This is a genomic window from Paraburkholderia sp. EG304 (genome assembly GCF_046543485.1).
GTDB lineage: Bacteria > Pseudomonadota > Gammaproteobacteria > Burkholderiales > Burkholderiaceae > Paraburkholderia > Paraburkholderia youngii.
In genome coordinates this window covers 205647-227245 of the sequence record NZ_JBKGUA010000008.1, presented here as the reverse complement: position 1 = coordinate 227245, position 21599 = coordinate 205647, and the positions used below count along the sequence as shown (strand labels likewise).

20 protein-coding genes and 1 pseudogene are annotated in these 21599 nt (G+C 64.0%); 11 read left to right on the top strand and 10 right to left on the bottom strand.

Annotation, left to right across the window (positions count from 1 at the left end):
- Positions 1 to 22 precede the first annotated feature (22 nt).
- The 3 genes from ACLFKU_RS12955 to ACLFKU_RS12945 all read right to left on the bottom strand — a co-directional run bounded on the left by ACLFKU_RS12955 (position 23) and on the right by ACLFKU_RS12945 (position 3476).
- Entirely contained in the window at positions 23 to 1360 is a 1338-nt protein-coding gene (locus ACLFKU_RS12955) for an AAA-associated domain-containing protein (RefSeq protein WP_410849347.1), read from the bottom strand.
- 4 nt (positions 1361 to 1364) lie between these two features.
- Positions 1365 to 3122, bottom strand: a complete 1758-nt coding sequence (locus tag ACLFKU_RS12950; RefSeq protein WP_410849346.1) for an ABC transporter permease — start codon at positions 3120 to 3122, stop codon at positions 1365 to 1367.
- A gap of 213 nt (positions 3123 to 3335) precedes the next feature.
- Positions 3336 to 3476: a hypothetical protein gene (locus tag ACLFKU_RS12945; protein ID WP_368583737.1), complete on the bottom strand. Its 141-nt coding sequence runs from the start codon at positions 3474 to 3476 to the stop codon at positions 3336 to 3338.
- Positions 3477 to 4483: 1007 nt separating this feature from the next.
- Here ACLFKU_RS12945 and ACLFKU_RS12940 point away from each other — a divergent pair.
- Positions 4484 to 5980: a carbohydrate porin gene (locus ACLFKU_RS12940; RefSeq protein ID WP_410849345.1), complete on the top strand. Its 1497-nt coding sequence runs from the start codon at positions 4484 to 4486 to the stop codon at positions 5978 to 5980.
- Positions 5981 to 6123: 143 nt separating this feature from the next.
- On the opposite strand, the gene ACLFKU_RS12935 is transcribed toward ACLFKU_RS12940, so the two are convergent.
- Complete coding sequence (locus ACLFKU_RS12935) at positions 6124 to 6465, bottom strand: carboxymuconolactone decarboxylase family protein (protein WP_368583739.1); 342 nt, start codon at positions 6463 to 6465, stop codon at positions 6124 to 6126.
- A gap of 116 nt (positions 6466 to 6581) precedes the next feature.
- On the opposite strand from ACLFKU_RS12935, the gene ACLFKU_RS12930 reads away from it, so the two are divergent.
- Entirely contained in the window at positions 6582 to 7559 is a 978-nt protein-coding gene (locus tag ACLFKU_RS12930; RefSeq protein WP_410849344.1) for a cupin domain-containing protein, read from the top strand.
- A 27-nt stretch (positions 7560 to 7586) separates the two neighbouring features.
- Here ACLFKU_RS12930 and ACLFKU_RS12925 read toward each other — a convergent pair whose 3' ends face one another.
- Both ACLFKU_RS12925 and ACLFKU_RS12920 read right to left on the bottom strand, forming a co-directional pair.
- Positions 7587 to 8159: an FUSC family protein gene (locus ACLFKU_RS12925; protein WP_410849343.1), complete on the bottom strand. Its 573-nt coding sequence runs from the start codon at positions 8157 to 8159 to the stop codon at positions 7587 to 7589.
- 73 nt (positions 8160 to 8232) lie between these two features.
- Complete coding sequence (locus tag ACLFKU_RS12920; RefSeq protein ID WP_410849342.1) at positions 8233 to 9660, bottom strand: PLP-dependent aminotransferase family protein; 1428 nt, start codon at positions 9658 to 9660, stop codon at positions 8233 to 8235.
- Between the two features lie 343 nt (positions 9661 to 10003).
- Between ACLFKU_RS12920 and ACLFKU_RS12915 the strand changes: the two genes are divergently transcribed.
- Both ACLFKU_RS12915 and ACLFKU_RS12910 read left to right on the top strand, forming a co-directional pair.
- Positions 10004 to 11236: an NAD(P)/FAD-dependent oxidoreductase gene (locus tag ACLFKU_RS12915; RefSeq protein ID WP_410849341.1), complete on the top strand. Its 1233-nt coding sequence runs from the start codon at positions 10004 to 10006 to the stop codon at positions 11234 to 11236.
- A 35-nt stretch (positions 11237 to 11271) separates the two neighbouring features.
- Positions 11272 to 12420: a branched-chain amino acid ABC transporter substrate-binding protein gene (locus tag ACLFKU_RS12910; RefSeq protein ID WP_368583743.1), complete on the top strand. Its 1149-nt coding sequence runs from the start codon at positions 11272 to 11274 to the stop codon at positions 12418 to 12420.
- A gap of 2 nt (positions 12421 to 12422) precedes the next feature.
- Here ACLFKU_RS12910 and ACLFKU_RS12905 read toward each other — a convergent pair whose 3' ends face one another.
- Positions 12423 to 12746: an EAL domain-containing protein gene (locus ACLFKU_RS12905; protein WP_410849362.1), complete on the bottom strand. Its 324-nt coding sequence runs from the start codon at positions 12744 to 12746 to the stop codon at positions 12423 to 12425.
- 59 nt (positions 12747 to 12805) lie between these two features.
- Between ACLFKU_RS12905 and ACLFKU_RS12900 the strand changes: the two are divergent.
- From ACLFKU_RS12900 to ACLFKU_RS12890, 3 genes and pseudogenes are all read left to right on the top strand, one after another.
- Positions 12806 to 13025: pseudogene (locus ACLFKU_RS12900) on the top strand (YadA C-terminal domain-containing protein); the annotation flags it as partial.
- Positions 13026 to 13342: 317 nt separating this feature from the next.
- A complete protein-coding gene (locus ACLFKU_RS12895; RefSeq protein ID WP_410849340.1) occupies positions 13343 to 14128 on the top strand; it encodes a response regulator transcription factor in 786 nt (261 codons plus the stop codon).
- Positions 14129 to 14286: 158 nt separating this feature from the next.
- Complete coding sequence (locus tag ACLFKU_RS12890; RefSeq protein WP_410849339.1) at positions 14287 to 17052, top strand: LuxR C-terminal-related transcriptional regulator; 2766 nt, start codon at positions 14287 to 14289, stop codon at positions 17050 to 17052.
- A 38-nt stretch (positions 17053 to 17090) separates the two neighbouring features.
- Here ACLFKU_RS12890 and ACLFKU_RS12885 read toward each other — a convergent pair whose 3' ends face one another.
- Together ACLFKU_RS12885 and ACLFKU_RS12880 are read right to left on the bottom strand one after the other, a co-directional pair.
- Positions 17091 to 17504: a DUF3175 domain-containing protein gene (locus ACLFKU_RS12885; protein ID WP_368583746.1), complete on the bottom strand. Its 414-nt coding sequence runs from the start codon at positions 17502 to 17504 to the stop codon at positions 17091 to 17093.
- Positions 17505 to 17566: 62 nt separating this feature from the next.
- Positions 17567 to 18073 (bottom strand): PRC-barrel domain-containing protein, encoded by a 507-nt coding sequence (locus ACLFKU_RS12880; protein WP_018438199.1) that lies wholly within the window; start codon positions 18071 to 18073, stop codon positions 17567 to 17569.
- Between the two features lie 325 nt (positions 18074 to 18398).
- Between ACLFKU_RS12880 and ACLFKU_RS12875 the strand changes: the two genes are divergently transcribed.
- Both ACLFKU_RS12875 and ACLFKU_RS12870 read left to right on the top strand, forming a co-directional pair.
- On the top strand, positions 18399 to 18710 hold the full coding sequence (locus ACLFKU_RS12875) for a hypothetical protein (protein WP_368583747.1): 312 nt from the start codon (positions 18399 to 18401) through the stop codon (positions 18708 to 18710).
- 85 nt (positions 18711 to 18795) lie between these two features.
- The gene (locus ACLFKU_RS12870) at positions 18796 to 19092 is read left to right on the top strand and encodes a hypothetical protein (protein ID WP_368583748.1); all 297 of its coding nucleotides are present in this window, start codon (positions 18796 to 18798) and stop codon (positions 19090 to 19092) included.
- A gap of 27 nt (positions 19093 to 19119) precedes the next feature.
- Here ACLFKU_RS12870 and ACLFKU_RS12865 read toward each other — a convergent pair whose 3' ends face one another.
- Entirely contained in the window at positions 19120 to 20400 is a 1281-nt protein-coding gene (locus tag ACLFKU_RS12865; RefSeq protein WP_410849338.1) for a DNA topoisomerase IB, read from the bottom strand.
- Positions 20401 to 20521: 121 nt separating this feature from the next.
- Here ACLFKU_RS12865 and ACLFKU_RS12860 point away from each other — a divergent pair, with 121 nt between their 5' ends.
- Together ACLFKU_RS12860 and ACLFKU_RS12855 are read left to right on the top strand one after the other, a co-directional pair.
- A complete protein-coding gene (locus tag ACLFKU_RS12860; RefSeq protein ID WP_410849337.1) occupies positions 20522 to 20866 on the top strand; it encodes a chemotaxis protein in 345 nt (114 codons plus the stop codon).
- Positions 20867 to 21016: 150 nt separating this feature from the next.
- Positions 21017 to 21568, top strand: a complete 552-nt coding sequence (locus tag ACLFKU_RS12855) for a type 1 glutamine amidotransferase domain-containing protein (protein ID WP_410849336.1) — start codon at positions 21017 to 21019, stop codon at positions 21566 to 21568.
- The last annotated feature ends 31 nt before the right edge of the window (positions 21569 to 21599 follow it).

Below are 21599 nucleotides of genomic sequence, written 5' to 3'. Positions count from 1 at the left end.
GCCATTTCGTTTCGGTCCCCGCTCAGGTCTCGACATCCGCGAGACTGAAGGTTTCCGTCTTGTCGTTGTACGAGAAGATTTCCGCGTAACGGCCCCAGTCGATCACCGCATCGAGGGTTTCCTGCGCCGCGCTGTCGGACAGCAGGTCCTCGAGTTCCTGCTCGAAGCGCACGCGCGGCGCGCGATGTCCGGGCCGTTCGTTGAGCACCTTCCTGATTCGCGCGGCGAGCGGCACGCATTGCAACAGATGATCGGCGAACATGATCTTGCGCTCCTGCGTGCTGCCCTCGGCGAATCGGTGCGCGGGCGGCGTGAGAAACACGTCGCCCTCGCTGACTTCGGCAAAGCCGAGGTACTGCAGCATCTCCGCGATCGGGAACAGGTCGTCGACTTCCAGCTGCAGCGTGCGCGCAATCTCGGGCATGTCGGCGCGGCCGTTATAGGGCGCTGCCGCAAGGGTTTCGATCAGACCAGCCATCAGGTTCGTCGACACGTTCGGCAACCAGCTGCCGGGTTCGAGTTCGCGCCTGGCCGCGGCTCCAGTGGGGCGCGCGGTCATCTTCGCGTAGATTTCGTCGACGAGCGCGCGAAAATCCGGGTCGAGCCGGTTGGGCGGATGCGCGAACGGCACCACGGTCTCGCCCACCACGCGCCCGGGGTTCGACGACAGTACGAGAATGCGATCGCACATGAACACGGCTTCCTCGATGTTGTGCGTGACGATCAGTACCGACTTGATCGGCATGCGGTCCTGGTTCCATAGGTCGAGCAGGTCGGTACGCAGCGTTTCGGCGGTCAGCACGTCGAGCGCGGAGAACGGCTCGTCCATCAGCAGGATGGTCGGATCGACGACGAGCGCGCGTGCGAAGCCGACGCGCTGCCGCATGCCGCCCGACAGTTCGCGCGGATACGCGTTTTCGAAGCCGTCGAGACCGATCAGATCGATCGCCGCGAGCGCGCGCGTGCGCCGCTCCTCGACGCCGACGCCGAGTGCCTCCAGCCCCGCTTCGACGTTCTGCAGCACCGTCAGCCACGGAAACAACGCGAAGGTCTGGAATACCATCGCGACGCCCTCGGCTGGACCGTCGAGCGGCTTGCCCAGATAGGTCACGTTGCCGCTCGTCGGCCGGATCAAACCGGCGATAATACGCAGCAGCGTCGACTTGCCCGAGCCCGAGCGGCCGAGCAGTCCGACGATCTCGCCCTCGCGCAGCGTCAGATTCACGTCGTCGAGCACCAGCAGCTCGCTCTGATTTTTATGGAAGCCGCGGCTCACGTGCTCGATGTTCAGCACTTGCGCGCCCACGCGCGGCGACGACTGGGGCAGGTCGGCGGGAATGGCTTGAATGACGTTTTGCATGGGTTCACTCCTGGTCGAGTCGGAGCCTTGATTCGGCGAAGGCATACAGGGGGCGCCACAGCGCGCGGTTGAACAGCGTGACGAATAGCGCCATCACGGCGACGCCAAGGATGATTTTCGGAAAGTCGCCGGCGGCGGTCGTCTCGGCGATATAGGCGCCGAGGCCGTGTGCGACCACATTGGTATCGCCCCACTGGACGAACTCGGACACGATGCTCGCGTTCCACGCGCCGCCCGATGCGGTGATCGCGCCGGTCACGTAGTAAGGGAACACGCCCGGCAGCATCACCTGGCGCCACCATTGCCAGCCGCGGATGCGGAAATTGGTGGCCGCCTCGCGGTAGTCGTTCGGATAGGCGGTCGCGCCCGCGATCACGTTGAACAGGATGTACCACTGCGTGCCGAGCACGATCAGCGGCGACAGCCAGATATCCGGATTCAGATGAAAGCGCACGATCACGATTACGAATACCGGGAACAGCAGATTCGCGGGAAACGCGGCGAGAAATTGCGCGAGCGGCTGGACCTTCTCGGCGAGCGCCGGACGCAGGCCGATCAACACGCCGATCGGCACCCAGATCAGCGACGAGATCGCGATCAGCACGGCGACGCGCAGCAGCGTGATGAGCCCGAGCAGGAACACGTGACCGACCTCGTCGAGCGTCACGCCGGTACGCACATAGGCGACGACGCGATAGATCACATAGACCGTCAGCACGAATACGAGCACGCCCCACACGATGTCTGCGACGCGTGTCGACGTGTCGCTGCGCGCTCGGCTGGCACGCCGGACGCTCGCGAAAGGCACACGCAAAGGGATGCGCGCGGTGCTCGCGAGCATCACGCCCGCCGGCGTCAGCAACTGGTGAATCAGACGTGTGCGCCGCATCATGTCGAGCAGCCAGGACTGCGGCGCGTTGCCCGAACTCGTGGTCTCCATGCGGAACTTGTCGGCCCACGCGACGAGCGGACGGAACAGCAGCTGGTCATAGGCGAGGATCACGACCGTCATCGCGAGGATGACCCAGCCGATCGCGTGCAGGTTCTTGTCGCTGATCGCCTGCGCGAGGTAGGCGCCGATGCCCGGCAGCGTAATCGTGTTGTTGCCGACCGTGATCGCTTCGGAAGCCACCACGAAAAACCAGCCGCCCGACATCGACATCATCATGTTCCAGATCAGGCCCGGCATCGAGAACGGCACTTCGAGCTTCCAGAAGCGCTGCCACGAGGTCAGGTGAAAGCCGCGCGACACTTCATCGAGGTCGCGCGGCACCGTGCGCAGCGACTGGTAGAAGCTGAACGTCATGTTCCACGCCTGGCTCGTGAAGATCGCGAAGATCGCGGCGAGCTCGGCGCCGAGCACGCGGCCCGGGAACATCGCGAGGAAGAAGGTGACCGTAAACGAGATGTAGCCGAGCACCGGCACCGACTGCAGGATGTCGAGAATCGGCACCAGCACGAGGCCGGCACGGCGGCTCCTGGCGGCCAGCGTGCCGTAGACCAGCGTGAAGATCAGCGAGGCGACCATCGCCGCGAGCATGCGCAGCGTGGTGCGCATCGCGTACTCGGGCAGGTTGGCCGGATCGAGCGAGATCGCCTGGGTCTTTAGCGTCGACATCGGCGCGAGCGTCTCGTGAAAGCCGATCGACGCCATCGCGATCAGGCAGATGATCAGCGGGAATGCGACGAAGTCCCAGCCGTTTGGAAGCAGCCGCCGGGCGGATGCATTGGCGGTGCGGTTCAGATTGAAACCGAACTCCATCAATCACCTCCGTGGCCGTGAGTATTTGTGAGCAGCGAAGTCGTGACGCCGTACAGGGTGGTGGCCTGCGCATCGATTCGCGACGGATCGTTGAGTTGGAACATGACGAATTGCAAGTTGATAAAAGGACTGTTCAGCAAACAACGGTCACGACGAGGCAACGCCACAATCTTTCGATGATGGCGTTGATTCGTGACACCAGCTTGGCAGAACTTAAGAGAACAGCGAGCCGATGCGGCGCCACAGCGTGGCGAGCCGATTCGATCGGACCGGAGCGAGCGATAGAAGCGACTCGTAGTGAGCACGCGACTCGTTGCGATAAGGCAGATGCGGCAAAAGCAGAGCGAAATTCATGACGTTTCTCCGCGCGTCGTGTGCGACGCGGCAAGCGGAAAGCGGGCAGACGGTCCAACGTCGCACGCTTGGCGCGGCGTCAGGGTGCTAGCTGCTTTCCTTCTGTAAGGCTGAAGGCAAGTGGCATAAACAACAACTGTCACCGTCGGGCATGTCGGCTCCTCGTCGGGTTGAACTGCGCGCAGGCGCGCAGCGTGGTTCTGCCGGACTCGCCCGAACCCGCGAGCAGGCGCGGGTATGGGCGAGCGTCGGCCGCAAACCAGAAGGCTTGCGAGGGCGTGCCAGTGCGGACGAGGGAAGGCCGCGTCCACATGGCGCTAATGATCGAGGTGCACGAAGGAGCTTTGCTACGGCGCGCACCGTTCTGCCTGCTGGCGGAACGGCGGCGCGAGGAAGAGGGCGCGGACGTTCTGCCGGTCAGGCAGTGAAACTGTTCGAAGATTGACTACTGCAGGTGTCCAAGGCATCAGCCTCATTCGGGAAGACGGGCGAATTCTAGACGCGGTAAAAACCCGGAGTCAACCTGGTTCTGTAAGCAGAGCCAACATTTTTCAACGAAGGCTTGCTCGACGAGTTTGAGAATCATTGCGCGAGCCCCCAAGAACCCGATGTCGTCTTTGCGCGATTTTTACTTGCGCTTTTGCGGAGCATGTCAATACAATCCGCCCCAACGTATCGAAGGAGTCGTCCATGGACCCTTGTCCAGAAAGTGGAAGTCCGATGCCGGCCAGCGCCGGCAGCACCACCGCGAGATAGTCGCCGCAGGTTCACTCCTTCGCCGCTAACTCGCCCCAAGTCGGGTTAGCGCGCTTCAATTCCAAGCGGCCTTGCTGCCGGTTTTCTGTAGCACGCCTGCTCTTTTTTGATCGTCGTCTGCGAGCCTGCCTGCACAGGCGGTTGCGCTTTCGCATTTGCGCTTGCTGTTTGCCGGATCTTTCGCACACCTCGGTGCGCATGTGCGAATCACGACGGAGCGATCCGCCCATAACTCCAATCCCCAATAACCGATGAAAAATATCGACAAGCACAGACTACTGGGCTCCGGCGGTTCCATCGCGGTGACTGCGGTCCTTTCTCTCGGCCTCGTTCCTTGCGGGTTCGCGCAGACACCCGGCGAAGCCACGCCTGCGCAAACAGCACCATCGACTGCACCGGCCGCACCGGTTCCCGGCGCCACGGACAACGCGGCGCCCGCCGATCAGACCGTCGCAGCGCCGAGCGGACTGTGGGAGCGCTCGAACCTCTTCGGCGAAATGGGCGGCCTGCGTCCCTGGCTCGGCAACTACGGTGTGACGTTCAATCTGCAGGAGACCAGCGAGTACATGGGCAACCTGTCGGGCGGCACGAATCGCGGCGGTGCCTATCAAGGCTTGACCGGGTTCGGACTCGTCGTCGATACGGAAAAGGCCTTCGGATTGCCGGGCGGCACCTTCAATGTCTCCGGTCTGCAGATTCACGGCACGAGCCTGACCGCCAGAAATCTGCAAACACTGCAAACCGCGAGCGGGATCGAAGCCGACGCCGCCACCCGTCTGTGGGAACTGTGGTATCAGCAGTCGCTCGGCAACGTCGATGTGAAGATCGGCCAGCAGAGTCTCGACCAGGAGTTCATGGTCAGCCAGTACGCAGCCACCTTCATGAACGCAACGTTTGGCTGGCCGGTGCTGCCGGCCGTCGATCTGCCCGCGGGCGGGCCGGCCTATCCGCTGTCGTCGCTCGGTGTGAGGGCGCGCGCATCGTTCGCGAACGGCGTCACAGTGTTGGGCGGCGTATTCGACGGCAATCCGGCGCCAGGCGTCGGCGATCCGCAAAAGCTCAACGCGAGCGGCACGAACTTCAATCTCGGCAACGGCGCGCTCGTGATCGGCGAATTGCAGTACGCGATCAACCAGCTGTCGGCGAATTCTTCCGATCCGAGGCCGGCTGGCCTGCCCGGCACCTACAAGCTCGGCTTCTGGTACAACAGCAACCACTTCGCGGATCAGGGTTTCGACACCGGCGGCCTGTCGCTGGCGAATCCGGCGAGCAACGGCGTGCCGACGAGTCATCGCGGCAACTACAGCTTCTACGCAGTCGCCGATCAGATGGTGTGGCGCGCGGGCCCCGACAGTCCGCAGTCGGTCGGCGTGTTCGCTCGCATCATGGGTGCGCCGGGCGATCGTAATCTGGTCGATCTCGGCGTCAACGCGGGCGTCACGCTAAAGGCGCCGTTCAAGGGCCGCGACAACGATGTGGTCGGGCTCGCGCTCGGCTATGCAAAGATCGGCTCGCACGCGCAGAATCTGGCGAGCGCGCAGGCGTTGTACACGCCGGGCTATCCGTCGCGCAGCGCGGAGACCGTGCTCGAAGCCACCTATCAATACCAGGTCGCGCCGTGGTGGATGCTGCAAGCGGACTTCCAGTACTTCTGGCGGCCGGGCGGCGGGATTCCGGACCCGGACGATTCGTCCCAGCGCATCAGGAACGAAGCGGTTCTCGGCTTGCGCACGACGATCCAGTTCTGACGAAAGGTCGCGAGCAGGCTGATACGCGCTTCATAAATTGCTTCAACAAAGGCCGCGCGCCGCATCGCCGAACATGATCGGCCGATGCGGCGTGTTACGCCAAACGATGATTTAGCGAGCGCCCCGGCTCATCATCGACTCGCTTACCCCTGCGTATGCGCGGCGACCGCGTCCAGCGTGCGAGCCGAGTACACCAGCGTCGCGCCCGCGTTGACCGCCATCGCGACGCCGAGCGCTTCGGCGATTTCCTCGCGGGTCGCGCCGTGCTTCAGCGCCTCGGCCGTATGGACCGTGATACAGCCGTCACAGCGCAGGCTCACCGCAACCGCGAGCGCAATCAGCTCGCGCGTCTTCGCACCGAGCAGATCGGTCTTCTGACCGGCGCTCGACATCGCCTGATACGCCTTCACGCTCTCCGGCGCGAGTTTCGACATTTCGCCGATACGGCCGAACAGTTCCTTGCGGTAATCGATCCAGTTCAACATGGCAGTGCTCCTTGGTCTGTTGCGCGACGGCGGTTGCCGTCGTCGTGGAAACAGTATTGCGCCGCGCCGCGATATCCTGAATACTCATTCCACTCAACTTTTAGCGCGCTCGTCTCATGGACACGCTCAGTCGCCTGATCGACCTTGCCCGCCCGCAAGCGAGCCTCGATCTTCGCTGCCTGCTATCGGGCGCATTCGATATCGATCACGCGCCGCTGGAGGGGGGTGTCGCGCCGTTTCATCTGGTGCTCGACGGCAGTTGCGTGATCGAGACCGCGGCCGGCGCGCAACTCGAACTGAAGGCTGGCGATTTCATGATGTTTCCGCGTGGCGCCGCGCATCGCGTGCGCGACGTGATGCGCTCGGCGGGCGGCCTGCCGCTGACGCTCGGGCACGACGGTATGCTGCCGGTGCGGCGCAACGATGGTGAGGAAGCCGCCACATCCGCGCAGACGCCCAACCACACCGCGATTCATGACGGCGTCGATCTGCTGTGCGGCCGCTTCGTCTATGCGCCCGGTTCGTCGGCGTTGCTGCTCAATGCGCTGCCCGATCCGCTGCACGTGTCGCTCGGGAACGCGCAAACGCTCGATGCGTTGCAAACGGTGATCACCTTGATGCGCAATGAAGCGGCGCGGCGTCAGCCTGGCGCGCTGACCATCGTCACGGCCTTGAGCCACGCGCTGTTCGCGATGGCACTGCGCGTGCACGGCGAGCGCAATGCGAACAGCGCCGGCATGCTCGCGTTGCTGACGGACGGACGGCTTGGCGCATCGGTGCAAGCGATGCTCGACGCGCCCGAACGCGCGTGGACCATCTCTGAACTCGGCGAGCGCGCCGCGATGTCGCGCGCGACCTACGCGCGCCGCTTCAACGAGCGCGCGGGGGTGACCGTGATGGATTTTCTGACGCAGATCCGCATGGCGATCGCCAGCGACCTGCTGTTGCGCACGCAACGCAGCGCCGCGGACATCGGCGAGGCGGTCGGCTATCAGTCGGAGGCGGCGTTCGGCAAGGCGTTCGCGCAAAGCGTCGGCGTGACGCCGGGACGCTACCGGCGCCGCACGCAAACGGACGATGCTCCGGACGACTGACCAAAGAATCGACGCGCGCGTGTGATTCTATTTGGGCGTTTCGCCCTTTCTGAACGCACGTCTTTCGAGCGACGCCATCAGCCGCGCGACTACGAGCGCGCAGACCGTCCCGAGCGTCACTTCGGCAAGCCGCAGAAAGGCCTTGTCCCACGCGGGACCGATGCCTGGCACCAGCAGCATGATCGTAGCCGTGATGCCGCCGAGGCGCGCCGCGCTGCCGACGTTGACGACCCAGCAGATCAGGATCGCGGCCGCGACGGTCGCCGCGTACGCGGCAAAATGGCCGCCGCCCAAGAGCGTGCCGATCAGCCCGCAGATGCCGCCGACCATCGCGCCGATGAACTGGTCGCGCGACAGCTTGCGAGTGTCGATATAGCTGTGCTGGCTCACCGCGATCGCGGTGATCGCGGCCCAGAACGCCTGCTCGGTGTGCAGCGCGCGGCCGATGCCGAACGCCAGACTCGCGCCCGCCACCGCCTGCACGGCCATGAAGCCACCCTCGATCAAGCGGTCGCCGAGCGGCAGCGTCTTCAGGAACGCGAACAGCGCATCAGCGGCGGGCGTGCGCGAGGAGGGGCTTGAATCGTCGGACGGAGTCATCGGATGAAGGCGGCTCGGCAGGGGCAGGGTCGTGCCGTATTCTAGCGGCTCCGCCCGATGCTTCCACCGCAGTCTAGATCGTGCCGAACAGCGCGCGCGGCCGGTCGCGCAGCGTGTGCGCGAGAATTTGCAGGCCGCGCGTCAACTGCTCGCGCGACTCGGCGCAAGCGAGATTGATGCGCACGCCGTGTTCGACCGTCGAGCGATCCACCGCGAACGCGGAGGCCGGCATCGTGTTGACGCCGCGGGCGAGCGCGTTGGCCGCGAAATCGTCCGAGCGCCACGGCGGCGGCACGCGCAACCACACGAACATGCATGCGGGATCGCTCTTCAGATGCTCGGCGGGCAGTAATTCGCGCGCGATCTCCTGGCGCGCGCGCAACTCGGTGCGTTGCGCGTCGAGGATCGTCTGCGCGGTGCCGTCCTCGATCCAGCGCGTGGCGATCAGCGTCGACAGCGGCGCGGGCATCCACGCGGTCGTGCGCACCGCTTCCGCGGCCAGCGCCGCGCCATGCGGCGGCGTGTGCAGATAGCCTATGCGCAGGCCCGGTGCGAGGATCTTCGACGTCGACGTGATGTGGAAGGTCAACTCGGGGCACAGGCTCGCAATCGTCGGCAGGCGCGCTTGCAGCAGCGGGCCGTACACGTCGTCTTCAATGATCACGATGTGATGCCGGCGCGCGATGTCGGCGAGCGCCGCGCGGCGCGCGAGGCTCATCGTCACGACGGTCGGGTTCTGCAGATTCGGCACCGTGAAGATCGCCTTCACGCGCCGATGCCGGCACGCGTCTTCTAGACGGTCGGGCAGCAGCCCTTCGTCGTCGCTCGGAATGCCGACGAGTTCGAACTGAAACACCGGCGCCAGGGCTTTCAGGCCGTAGTAGGTCAGCTGATCCGACAGGATCACGCCTTCATGTCCCATCAGGCTGCTCAGCACCGCATACAGGCCATGCTGCGCGCCGCTCGTCACGACCACGCTGTCGGCGCCGGGCGTGAAGCCGGGCGCGGCGAGCCATTGCGCGCCCGCGGCCCGCGCCCATTCGGGGCCCTGCGGCGGCTGATATTCCTGAGTCTGCGGATAGCGGGGATCGTGCGCGATCTGTGCCATCGTCCGCGCGAGCTGGGTGAGGAATTCACCGGTGGCAGGCCGGTTCACGGTCAGGTCGAGCACGGCGTTCGCGTCGGCGTGGCCGCTTGCCGATGTGTTGTCACCGCGGGCATGCACGGCAGGCATGGCGCCGCCGGTGACGATCGAGCCGCGCCGCTTGCTCGCGACGATCAGCCCTCGCGCCTGCAACTCCTTGTACGCGCGCGACACGGTGGAGACATTCAGGCCCAGCTCCAACGCGAGTTCGCGCTGCGGCGGCAGACGGCTGCCCGGCGGGTAGAGGCCGCTGCGGACTTTTTCCTCGAGGCTGCGCGACACTTCGAGATAAGTCGGCTGACGGCCCTTTGTCTGGAGAACGTCCTCACCGTTTGTGTGGTCAATGGCGCTTTTCATCCAGCGTGAATCTCCATACAAAAACTCGTCCGAGCGTGCGGGACAAGCCAATACTAAACCCCTTCGGAGTCGGATCGGCAACCGGAAGTACCTCGAACTGCACGATGCCAGCCCGTTTCGCTCGGGGAAAGTACCTAAGTCCACACAAAGCCAAATTAATTGCACACAAAAAAACTTTGTGTGAGTATTAAATCATGATTTGTGTGGCGCTGTGTCCAAAGACGACGCGCAACTGTAGTACAGGAGGGACGGTCGTGACAGAGCAGCAGAGCACGCTCCTGCCGGTCGGTGCATCCGGCGCAAGTTCGGGTCGGGCGGCCAGTGCGGCCGGCCGGCGAGCGCGATGAGCGAAGTCGCCGTGCTGGGAGCGGGCTTCATCGGCGTGTCGAGCGCCTACTGGCTGATGCGCGACGGTCACCACGTCACGCTGTTCGACGCACTGGGTCCGGGCGAGGCCACGTCATATGGCAATGCGGGCACGTTCGCCAACTACGGCTGCATTCCGGTGAACAACCCGGCGGTGTTCCGCAATCTGCCGCGTTTCCTGTTTTCGCCGACGAGTCCGCTGCGGATTCGCTGGCGCTATCTGCCGCAACTCGCGCCCTGGCTCGCGCGCTTTCTATGGGCGTCGATGCCGCGGCGCTACGAGCACAGCGCTCAAGCGCTCGCAAGCCTGCTGTCGCGCGCGTTCGACGGTTACCGCGAGATGCTCGAAAGCGACGACCTGTCGTGCTTCGTGCGGCCGCGCGAATGCCTGTACCTGTATTCGAATGCGGCGTCGTTCGACGCGGCCCAGCCGTCGCTCGCGTTGCGCCGCTCGCTCGGCGTGCGCTTCGAAAACTTCGACCGCGCCGGCATCGCCGCACTCGAACCGAATCTCGCGCCGATCTTTGCGCACGGCACGTTGTTCAACGGCAGCTGGTTCCTCGGCGACCCGCGCGGCTTTCTGCAGGCGCTGCACGCGGCGTTGCTCGCTCGCGGTCTCAGGCATGAGCGCGTCGCGGTTCGCGCGCTGGTGCCGGGCGCCGCCAGCGTGCGCATCGTCGACGAAGCGGGTCGCGCATACGATGCCGCGCAAGCGGTCGTCTGTGCCGGCGCATTTTCCGGCCGCTTTGCGCGCCAATGCGGCGACCGCGTACCGCTCGATACCGAGCGCGGCTATCACGTGCGCTTCCCCGGCACTTCGTCGCTGATTTCACGGCCGTGCGGCTGGGCCGAGCGCGGCTTCTACATGGTGCCGATGGACGGCGGCATCCGCGCGGCGGGCACCGTCGAACTGGGCGGCTATGGACCGCAGCGCAATGCCGCGCTGCTCGATCTGATCACGCGCTCCGCGCGGCTCGCGCTGCCGCAATTGACGCAGCCTGATAGCGACTGGCTCGGTTTCCGGCCGAGCCTGCCCGACGGTCTGCCGGTCGTCGGAGCGTCGAGCGCGTCGCCGCGCGTCGTCTACGCATTCGGTCATCAGCATCTGGGCGTCACGCTGGGCGGCGTGACGGGCAGCGTCGTCGCCGATCTGGTGGCGGGACGCGTGCCGCCGCTCGATCTCGCGCCTTATAGCCCGCGTCGTTTTTAACCACCGCAACTGCTGCACGGAAGAGGACGGACATCATGAAACGCAGAAACCTGGTTGTCGCACTCGCCCTTGGGATGTTGTGCGCGCATGCGCCGTCGTACGGCGCCGAGCCGCAAATCGTCAAGATCGGCTTCGTCGGACCGCTGACCGGACCGGTCGCGCGGGTCGGCAAGGATCTGCAGAACGGCGCGCAGCTCGCGGTGGACGAAGCAAACGCGAAGCATCCGATGATCGGCGGCAAACCCGTCAAATACGTGCTCGACGTGCAGGACGATCAGGCCGATCCGCGCATCGCGATCCAGGTCGCGCAGAAGCTCGTCGACGACGGCGCGGTCGGCGTGATCGGCCATTACAACTCGGGCTGCAGCATTCCGGCCTCGGCCGTCTATCACACGGCGAACGTCGCGATGATCACGCCGGGCTCGACGAATCCGGCGCTCACGGCACAGGGTTTCGCGAACGTATTCCGCACGATGGGTCACGACGGCGTGGGCGGTGTGATTGCAGGCGAGTTCGCGGTGCAGCAGTTGAAGGCGAAGCGCATCGGCATCATCGACGATCGCACCGCGTTCGGCCAGGGTCTCGCCGATGCCTTCGAGAAGGGCGCGAAGCAGGCGAACGGCAATGTCGTCGATCGCGAATTCACGAACGACAAGGCGGTCGATCTGCGCGCGATCCTGACTTCGTTGAAGCAGAAAAACGTCGACCTGATCTTTTTCGGCGGACTCGACGAGCAGGGCGCGATGCTGGTCAAGCAGATGCGCTCGCTCGGCATGCCCGCGCAACTGTTTGGCGCGGGGGCGCTGAAGAGCAACGCGTTCCTGCAGATTGCGGGCAACGCGGGCGAGGGCACGCGCGATCTCGAGCCCGGTCCTGCGCTCGACAAGCTGCCGTCCGCGCAGGAGTTCGGCAAGCGCTACAAGGCGCGTTTCAATCAGGACGTCGAGCTGTATGCGCCGTTCGCCTACGACGCCGCGCTGGCGATGATTCAGGCGATCCAGAACGCGGACTCGCTCGATCGCGCGAAGATCGTCGCGGCTTTCCCGAAAGTGAACATAACAGGCGTGACGGGGAAGATCGCGTTCGATCCGCATGGAGATCTGATCAAGCCGCCTTATACGCTGTTCGAGGTGCAGCAGGGGCAGTGGAAGAGTCAGCGGACCGTGGGCGGGAGCGGAGTGTAAAGCTAATCCCGGCCGGGCCGGTGGTGGCGACGGTGCATTTGTGGCGCGCCGCCGCGGGCCTCGGCCGCGATCATTTCGCCGTCAAAACCTGGGGGCTGGAACGCGCATCTGGTCAAAGAACGAGGCCAAGCTGAGCAACCAGCCTGCCTATCTGTTCGGCTGCGATCTGCGGCCGTTTCGACACCCTCTACGACGACCCGCTTCCCAAGTCGTCTTCCAAGCTCGATCAGCGATTCGACCACGACTCTCGAATTCGCATCGTCCCGAACATCGCGCATGAACCTGCGGTCCAGCTTCAACGTGTCGATGCCGGGATGGTGAAGAATGCCGAGAGACCAGCACCCCGCGCCGAAGTCGTCGATCGCGACGCTTACACCGCATTCTCGCCGGCATCGCCGGCGCGACCGCGCTGACGATGATCCCTGACGTCGACCCCAGCAGGACCCTCGCGGTCGGAATCGGCTCGGGCAACTACAAAAGGGCTACACAGCCCGGTTGCGATCGGCTTCCCTGCGCGCGTGACCGACAACCTGAAGGTCAAGGGCGGCGTCAGTACGAGCGCTTCGGGCAGTGTGGTGGGCGCCGGTGTCGGATATCAGTGGTGACACGGACCGTTCGAACATAGTCGGGGGGCCGACCACGCTAGATGACCCCCCCTTCCAAAACGCCATCCCCCCTCCGCGAAGGGGGGGATTTGAAAAGCGACTGGCTCTATCGTTCTTCTCGAAATTCACAAGGCCTACGGGACCGGCTCAACTGGCCGCTCACGCTTACCCGGTGCCGTATGCGATTTGTAGGTTGGCTTTTTCGTCCTGTTTGAACTGGTTGCTCGTGTGAGTGGAATTCCCGATACAAATGTCTTTCGCCGCATTTGTGGGGGGCCGGTCTTCCAGTCGGCAGCGAGAAGGAAAAAAGGTGATAGATGAATATCCTGTTGGTGGAAGACGATCCCGTACAAGCTGATTCGGTCGAAAGGGAAATCGGACAGTCCGGACATCGAATCAGCAAGGTCGAACGGGGCAAGGACGCAATCAGTTTTCTGCAGACCAACGAGGTCGATCTGGTTGTGCTCGACTGGGAATTACCGGGCATGAGCGGCTTCGAGGTGCTGTACTGGATACGCCGTCATCTGGGCCGCGAACCCGCGGTGCTGTTCGTGACCAGCCGGCTTCTGGAAGTCGACATCGTGCAGGCGCTGGACGCCGGCGCGGATGACTACGTCGTCAAGCCGTTCCGGGCCAAAGAGCTGGGGGCAAGGGTCGGCGCACTATTGCGTCGCACACGGCGCAGCATAAAAGTGGAAAGCGCCATCGCGGTTGGGCCATATATCTTCGACGTCACGCAGCGCAGCGTTTTTCTGCACGGCGAATCGATTCTGTTGACGGAAAAGGAATTCGACGTGGCCGCCTATTTCTTCGCGAACGTCGGACGGGTCGTTTCCAAACGGCTTCTGGCAAAGCTTGCGTGGGGCCGCGAACTGGACAGTACCTCGCGCACGATCGACACGCACATCTACCGGCTTCGACGCAAGCTGGCGCTGCGGCCGGACAACGGCGTGCGATTGACGACCGTCTATACGCACGGTTACCGGCTCGACGAGGTCGATGCCGGCAGTGCGGTTGCGCAGGCCCCGGAGGTCTGCGAACCGGACGATCCCGTCGCGGAGATCGGCACGCCCGCGCAGCGCGCGCGAAGCAATCTGCGCTAGCGATTCGACCGGACCCTGTGCGACCCGAAGCGGATACCGGTCCTCGCGGCTCGTTGCGCGGTTCTGCATTGAGTCGTCACACGGTTCGGCGTATCTTCAAGACAAATTCACAACGACCCCTCCATGCCTCTCACGGATAGCCGGTGAGAGGACCACTCATGAATACACCCGCTGATAGTTTCGAGCGTGAATGGATCGTGTCGCTGATCCAGACCAAGATGATGCCGCCGCGTCTTCCCGCGGGTTGCGTGCAACGGCCGGCCTTGCTCCGGCGACTCGATGAACGACGTCCGCGTCACATTACGGTCGTGACCGCGCCCGCGGGTTTCGGCAAAACGACTTTGCTTGCCGCGTGGAGCGAAGCGCAAGCGAGAAAGAAGCGTCCCGTTGCGTGGCTCAGTCTCGATGCGGAAGACGACGATCCGCAGCAACTCGGCGCCTATCTGGTGGCGACGGTTTGTCGGGCGTCGAAGGAGATCGCGTGGCAGGCGCAGCAACTCCTCGATAACGATGCGCACACGCCGGTCAGAACGCTCATTTCAGTGCTGCTCAATGGCATCGCCGCATACGGCCGCGGGGTTTTCCTCGTGCTCGACGACGTCGACCGCCTCAGCGCGAAACCCGTTCTCGCGATCGTGTCGCGCCTGCTGCGCTACGCGCCCGACAACCTGCACGTGCTGCTCGGCGCGCGCGGCGAACCGGCGTTGTCGCTGAGCGCGCTGCGCTCGCCCGACAAACTTTCACGTGTGACCGTCGACGATCTGCGCTTTTCGCTCGACGATGCTCAAGCGTTTTTCCAGCACACCGGTAATGCGCTGCTCAACCGCAACAGCGTCGAACTGTTGAACAGCGCGACCGAGCGATGGGTTGCCGGCTTACAACTGGCTTCGCTCGGACTGAACCGGGTCGATGACGTGGCCGCGCTCGCCAGTCATCTCGCCGGTTCCCGGTTCGGCATCGATCGCTATCTGAACGATACGGTGTTTGCGCATTTGCCGCCGCATATGCTGACGTTTCTGCTGTACACGTCGATTCTCGAACGGCTTACCGCGACGCTCTGCGACGACGTCATGGGGGGAGAAGGCGACAGCGGAGAGAAGCTCGACTGGCTCGAGCGTCATAACGTGTTCATCCGGCCGCTCGATGAAACGCAAAGCTGGTATCGCTATCACGCGCTGCTGAGCGATGCGCTGCGCCGCCGTCTGATGCGTCAGACGCCACGACAGGTTCCGTTACTGCATCGCCGGGCCAGCCTCTGGTTCGCACGGGCGCGCCTGTGGCCCGAAGCCGTGCGACATGCGCTGGCCGCGGGCGACATCGGGCAGGCGGCGCAGTGGGCCGAAAACTGTGCGATGGAGATGCTTCAACGCGGCGACCCGTTCATGCTGCCGGGCTGGATTCGCAAACTTCCGCCGGACGTGATCGTGGGTCGACTGCGCTTGCGTCTGGCGAAAGCGTGGGCACTCGCGATGTCGCTCGAAACCGCGCGCGCGTCGAAGGAGATCAGCGAGATTGCCGACGAGTTCGAGCGTATGGCCCGTGATGATCGGACGGTAGCCGACGAGATCGCGTGGGCGGAGATCAACGCGATCCGCGCGGTGATCGCTTGTGTGAACGATGACAGCGAGCATGCGCTGGAACTCGGGCGTGCCGTCGAGGCATCGACGGCGCCTGCGGAACCTTGGGTTCGCCAATACGGGCAAAGCGCAGAGATTTTCGGCTTGATGTATAGAGGGCAGTTCGCCTATATCTCGCGCGTGTGGAGAGCGCGGGTCGATCAGGTTGGGCTCAGCCGGAAGCCGAACAGCGCGGATATGCTGCGCGACGCGGTGTACGGCGTCGCCGCACTGATACACGGCGATCTTCCCGATGCGAGGCGCGTGATGGAGATCGCAATGCGCTACTCCGAAGACAAGCTGGGGGAGTGGTCGGCGGCCGCGGCCGCGGTTTCCGGTTGCCTTGCGTCGATTTACTACGAGTGCAACGAGCTGTCCAAGGCGCGGAAGTTGATCGACGGTCGCATGACCATCGCGCTGGAGAGCTCGCCGCTCGCCGCGTTGATGCGCTATATGCTCACCTCGTCGCGCCTGCTGTGGCGCGATGGCAAAAAGGGGCCGGCGCTGGCCGTACTCGAGGACGGTCGACAGCTCGCGATTACCCGTCGATGGTTGCGTCTGAAGCTCGCGTGCGATGCGGAATCCGTTCGGCAGCTGCTTGCCGACGGTAGGGTGATCGAGGCGCGACAGGTCGCCGACGAACTGAGCGCGAGCGTACCGATGATATGCGAAGGGCGACGGGGCTCGGCGATGGAAACGTGGTCAAGCTACTGTGTGCTGCAAGCCCGTGTTCTGCTCGCCGAAAATGCCGCCGCGGACGCCGTCGGTTTTCTTTCGCGCTTACTCGACAATCTGGTTGCACTGGGCTGGCGCTATGCCGAGGCCGTGGTTTCGTTGCTGCTTGCTCTCGCGCACGAGCAGAACGGTGCTTCGGACCAGGCGTTCGCGGCGCTGGGAAACGCGCTGCGGATCGGCGGCGCGATGGGGATGATCAATAGCTTCGTGGACGAGGGAGCGCCGATGCGTGCATTGCTGGACCGGTTTCGCCGCACGCCATCGGAAATCGCGAGCGGGCACGCGACGTATATCGGCACGGTGCTGTCGGCTTTCGACGAAGCGGATGACACGCCATCATCTTCGCCGGGCTATGCCGGCAACAAGGTGACGCCGGGCACACTGAGCGCGCGCGAACTCGAAATACTGGGCTACGTCGCTCGCGGGCTGTCCAACAAGGAAATCGGGCGATCGCTGAATCTGGCGCCCGAGACGGTCAAATGGCATATGAAGAATGTGTTCGAGAAACTGAACGTCAATTCGCGATTCGAGGCCGTGCAGAGTGCCTTCGGCATTCAGCCGGGCACCGACTGAAGCGTCTGGCCGCGTAATGCCGCCGCGATCCCGGCAGTTCAGCGCGGCTCGCGTCCAAACGCTTCGCGCAGCTTCCGCTTGGCTTGTTGCAACGTATCGCGCCGCTCCTTCGGCAGGTTTCGACCCGCTCGATTAATGTAGAAATTGAGCATCGACATCGCCGATTGAAACGGCGTGCCCTTGCGTCGACGGCTCGCCGTCGACGAGTGCTTCAACGATCGCGCGATGGACTCCGCGCTGCCGGTTTTGAAAATATCCTTCTCGATGTCCATCGCGTCGCTCGTTTCCATCACGTGATGCGACCATTTCTTTGCGCCGGATGCGCCGCTCGACTTCGCGGTTTTGGCGCGATGCGCGGCCTGCGCCTGCGCATGGCGCTGGCGCGGCGGCCGTCCCGACTTGCCACGCGACACAGGGCGTTTCGATCTGCTGCTGCTCTTTCGGGTCGCCATTGTGTTCTCTCCTGAAGCGGAACGCCGCACTGGCCACGCATCGGAAGTGGTCGGTTCGGCGATCAGAGCTTCACGCCACCGGACTCGGGTGCATCCGACGAACCCGGGGGAATGTCGCCGACACCCACGTCGTTGCGGTTCGTATAGACGTCGCCACCCCAGTACGGTTCGCTGCCGTAGTACTGATGCACTGTGGTGGCCCACGTCTGATCCGCCATCGATGGCCAGTGATCCTTATCGAATCCCGGTGCGTTTTTCACGCGCTCGGCCACCATGTTCAACACGAAGCATTTCTCCTGAGTATCGAGCGTCAGCGCGCTCCACGGAATCGCCAGCAGCTTGTCGCCGATGCCGAGAAAACCGCCGCTCGACAGCACCGCATACGCGATGCGGCCTGAACGCACGTCGAGCATGATGTCCTTGATCTTGCCGATGTGCTCGCCGTCGCTGCTGATGACCTTGTTGCCGTCGAGCGTGGCCGCGGCCATGACGTCCGGGCCTGGGCCTTCCGCGGTCGCGGCGCCTTTACCGACGATGTTCGCGCCTTGCGTCTGGGTCTGCATCACCATGATGGGCTCCTTTGATGGGGTGAATGTACCGAGGCATTTAGCAACGGCCGTTCCATCGAGCCGTGCTGCGCAGTTACTCCGCCGTTGCTCCGCAATTACTCGATACCACCCGGCGCCGCATTCCCCCGACGAGGCGCCGCGCGCGTAAAGGATGCGAGCCCGTTTGCAATTATTGCGTCCATGCCGACGCAAGCGCTGCCCAGCGAAGCGCGATGAGCGCATACGACGCATGCATCGCGCGGCATAGGCCTTGCTCGACTTTCAGTGATTGCGGCAGGAACTGAAGGATCACAACCGTCCTTTTTACTTGATGGAGAGAAGCCAGATGAGCAAGTATCCGAAGGCATGGCTGGTAGCGGCATGTGTGGCCGCGTCGGGCGCCCTGGCGTCGGGCGCCGCGTTCGCGCAGACGGGCGGCGGCAACGGCAATGGCGGCGCCGGCGGCGGCAATGCGCATGGCGCGGCGACCGCTGCGCCGACGGCGGGCAACGAGCCCGCATCGAATGCAATGGGCAGCACCGGGGGCTCGACTTCGTCGATGAAACACCATCACAAGAAGTCGAACGCAAAGAAGCCGATGAACGACACGACGAACATGCCCGGCGCCGATGCCAGCAGCGATACAAAGGGACAGTAACGCTGGATCGATGCGGAAGCGGCAATGAACCGTTGCGGTCGTTGTGACGCCGGACGATGCCGCTTCGCATCGGGGGGAGAATATCGTGATCAGGAAGATTCATTATCAGGCGAACATCTGCGGCGGGGACTTCGCGCACGTTCGCGAGTGCTTCAGCAACTGGAAATCCGAGACGCTCGTGTATCGTCGGCAACAGCCGATGTTCGAAGGCAAGCAGGAAGTGCGGCCGTTGTCGGAGCGTGTGTTCGAGAACGGTGAAGTCGCGCATAACACGCTCGCGCGGGTTTGTTCGCCAGGCGATGAGTATGCGCTGGCGGCCGAAATACGCGACGGCGAGCGCGATGTCTGGCTCGTGATGGCGGCATTCGAGGAAGAGGCTTGAGCCTTCGCCGATTCATCGCCGAGCCCGTCACTGGGCCGCCGGTTTCGATTCAGATGGCAATTCCAGCCCGGTGTGCAAAGGGGCCGCGCCGCTTTCGCGTTTCGCGTCGGGGGTTTTCTTGCGCGCCACGCGCGATTTTTTCAGCAGACTCGTCAGCGAACCGTTGATGCTGTCGTCGGCCGACGACTCCCGGGCCTTGCGTCCTTTGGCACCGGTTGCGCGCGCGAGTTTCGCCGCGCGCTTTTCCGCCTGCGCGAGCAGCACCGCGAAGGCCACTTCATCCACCTTGAGTCCGCGGCGCGCTTGCCCTGACGCGAGGCTGCGCAACTCGTCGGCCTCGAACGCGCTGATGATCGCCGGGTGGATATAACAGCGCCGGCAGACAGCGGGCGTATTGCGCAGCAGCGTCGCCACCTCTTTGACGGTCGCGACGATATGGCCGCGCGCTTCGGCTGCGCTGCTGCACATCAATCGGCGCAATGCCGCCAGCGCGTATACGCTGCCGGCCCAGGTGCGGTAGTCCTTCGCGGTGAAGTCCGCGCCGCTCACGCGGCGCAGGTAGTCGTTGATATCGCTCGAGCCGACGCTGTGGCGCGTGCCGTCTTCGTCGAGATACTGGAACAGGTCGTGGCCGGGCAGCTCCGCGCAACGCCGCACGATGCGCTTGACGGTTGGATTGTCCACAGTCACGTCGTGCTCGATGCCGCTCTTACCGCGAAACTGGAAGCCCAATTGACCAGCCTTTATCTTCACGTGCCTCTTGCGCAACGTCGTCAATCCGAATGAATGATTTTCGCGCGCGTATTCGGCGCTGCCGACGCGAATCAACGTCGTGTCGAGCAGGTGCACGATGGCCGCGACGACCTTGTCGAGCGGCATGCCGGTCAGCTTCAGGTCACGCGCGACACGCGCACGGATTTTCGGCAATGCCCGGCCGAACTCGGCCATCCGTTCGTACTTGTCGGCGTCGCGCGTTTCGCGCCAGCGCGGATGGTAGCGGTACTGCTTACGGCCACGCGCGTCGCGGCCGGTCGCTTGAAGGTGACCTCGCGGATCGGGGCAGATCGACACGTTTTCGTAGGCGGGGGGAATCGCGAGCGAGTTGATGCGTTGGATCTCGTCCTCATCGACGATGCGCTTGCCGTTCACGTCGAAATAGATAAAGCCGTTCCGCTCCCGCTTGCGGGTGTAGCCGGGCTTGGTGTCGTCGGCGTGGCGCAGGCCCGGTGGCATCGGCTGCGGTGCGGTGTTGCCGTTCGCGGTCGCCGGGTTGCGTGATGCTGTCGTTGAATGAGTCGCGGTAGCCATGGTCGCAAGTAGAAGTTTCAAGCGGCTGAAGCAAGGGGGATGCCATTGACACAGCACCGGGGCGCTCGAGCGGAACGGTCCTTGCGAAATGGTTGGCGTAATCAACTGAAAGGGGGCTTTCATGAGCAGCACACTCAATCCCGATGAAGAACCGCAGCGGACTGTCAAGCAAACCTCCGACACGACGGGCGCGCTGGGTCCCAGCGACTCGTCCGACAGTGGCAGCGACGTCGCGGGCGCGAAGCGTCACGATTTCGACGTCGATACGGAGCTCGACAATCACGCGCTCGAAACCGGCGACGCGGAACTCGCCAGCGATACCGACCGCGCAGGTACCGGCGAGCGTGCGTCGGCCGACGGCGATTCGACGTTGGAAGCGGATCGCGATATCGACGCCGACCACATCGTCGATCCACGGGTGCCTCCGGGCGCGGAGGGATCAGGTGAAGAGGGAACCGACGCCTGACCAGCTTGCGTTTCGCACACTACACGGCTTGCGCCAGTCGGCGCAGCCGGGCACGTGTTTTGCGTGACAACGCTTTAGTAAAGGCGCCGCGCTATGCACATGCATAACGAGCAAGCGCATGACCGCGGCGCCACAGCAAGGAGAAGACACATGACTGATGCACTGAATGGCTACAAGGTAGCGGTACTCGCCGTAGACGGTTTCGAACAGGCGGAACTCGTGGAGCCGAAACGCGCGCTCACCGAGGCGGGCGCGACGGTGCACGTGATTTCGGAGAAGCCGGGCAAGATCCAGGGCTTCAGGCACGTCAACAAGGGCGACACCGTCGATGTCGATGCGACGTTCGACAAAGCCCGTCCCGAGGACTACGACGCGCTGGTGTTGCCGGGCGGCGTCGTGAACGGCGACGCGTTGCGACTGGTGCCGCAGGCGCAGGCCTTCGTCAAGGCGGTCGACAGCGCGAAGAAGCCGATCGCGGTGATCTGCCACGGCACGTGGCTGCCGGTATCGGCGGGCATCATCAAGGGGCGCACGGTGACGAGCTGGCCTAGCCTGCAGGACGATATTCGTAACGCGGGCGGCACGTGGGTCGATCAGGAAGTGGTCGAGGACGGCAATCTGATTTCGAGCCGCAAACCCGCCGACCTGCCCGCATTCAACAGGACGCTGATCGGGCAACTGACGAAGCGCAAGGCGGCTTGATCGAGGCGGCGCGCTGGCTTCGACGCCAGCG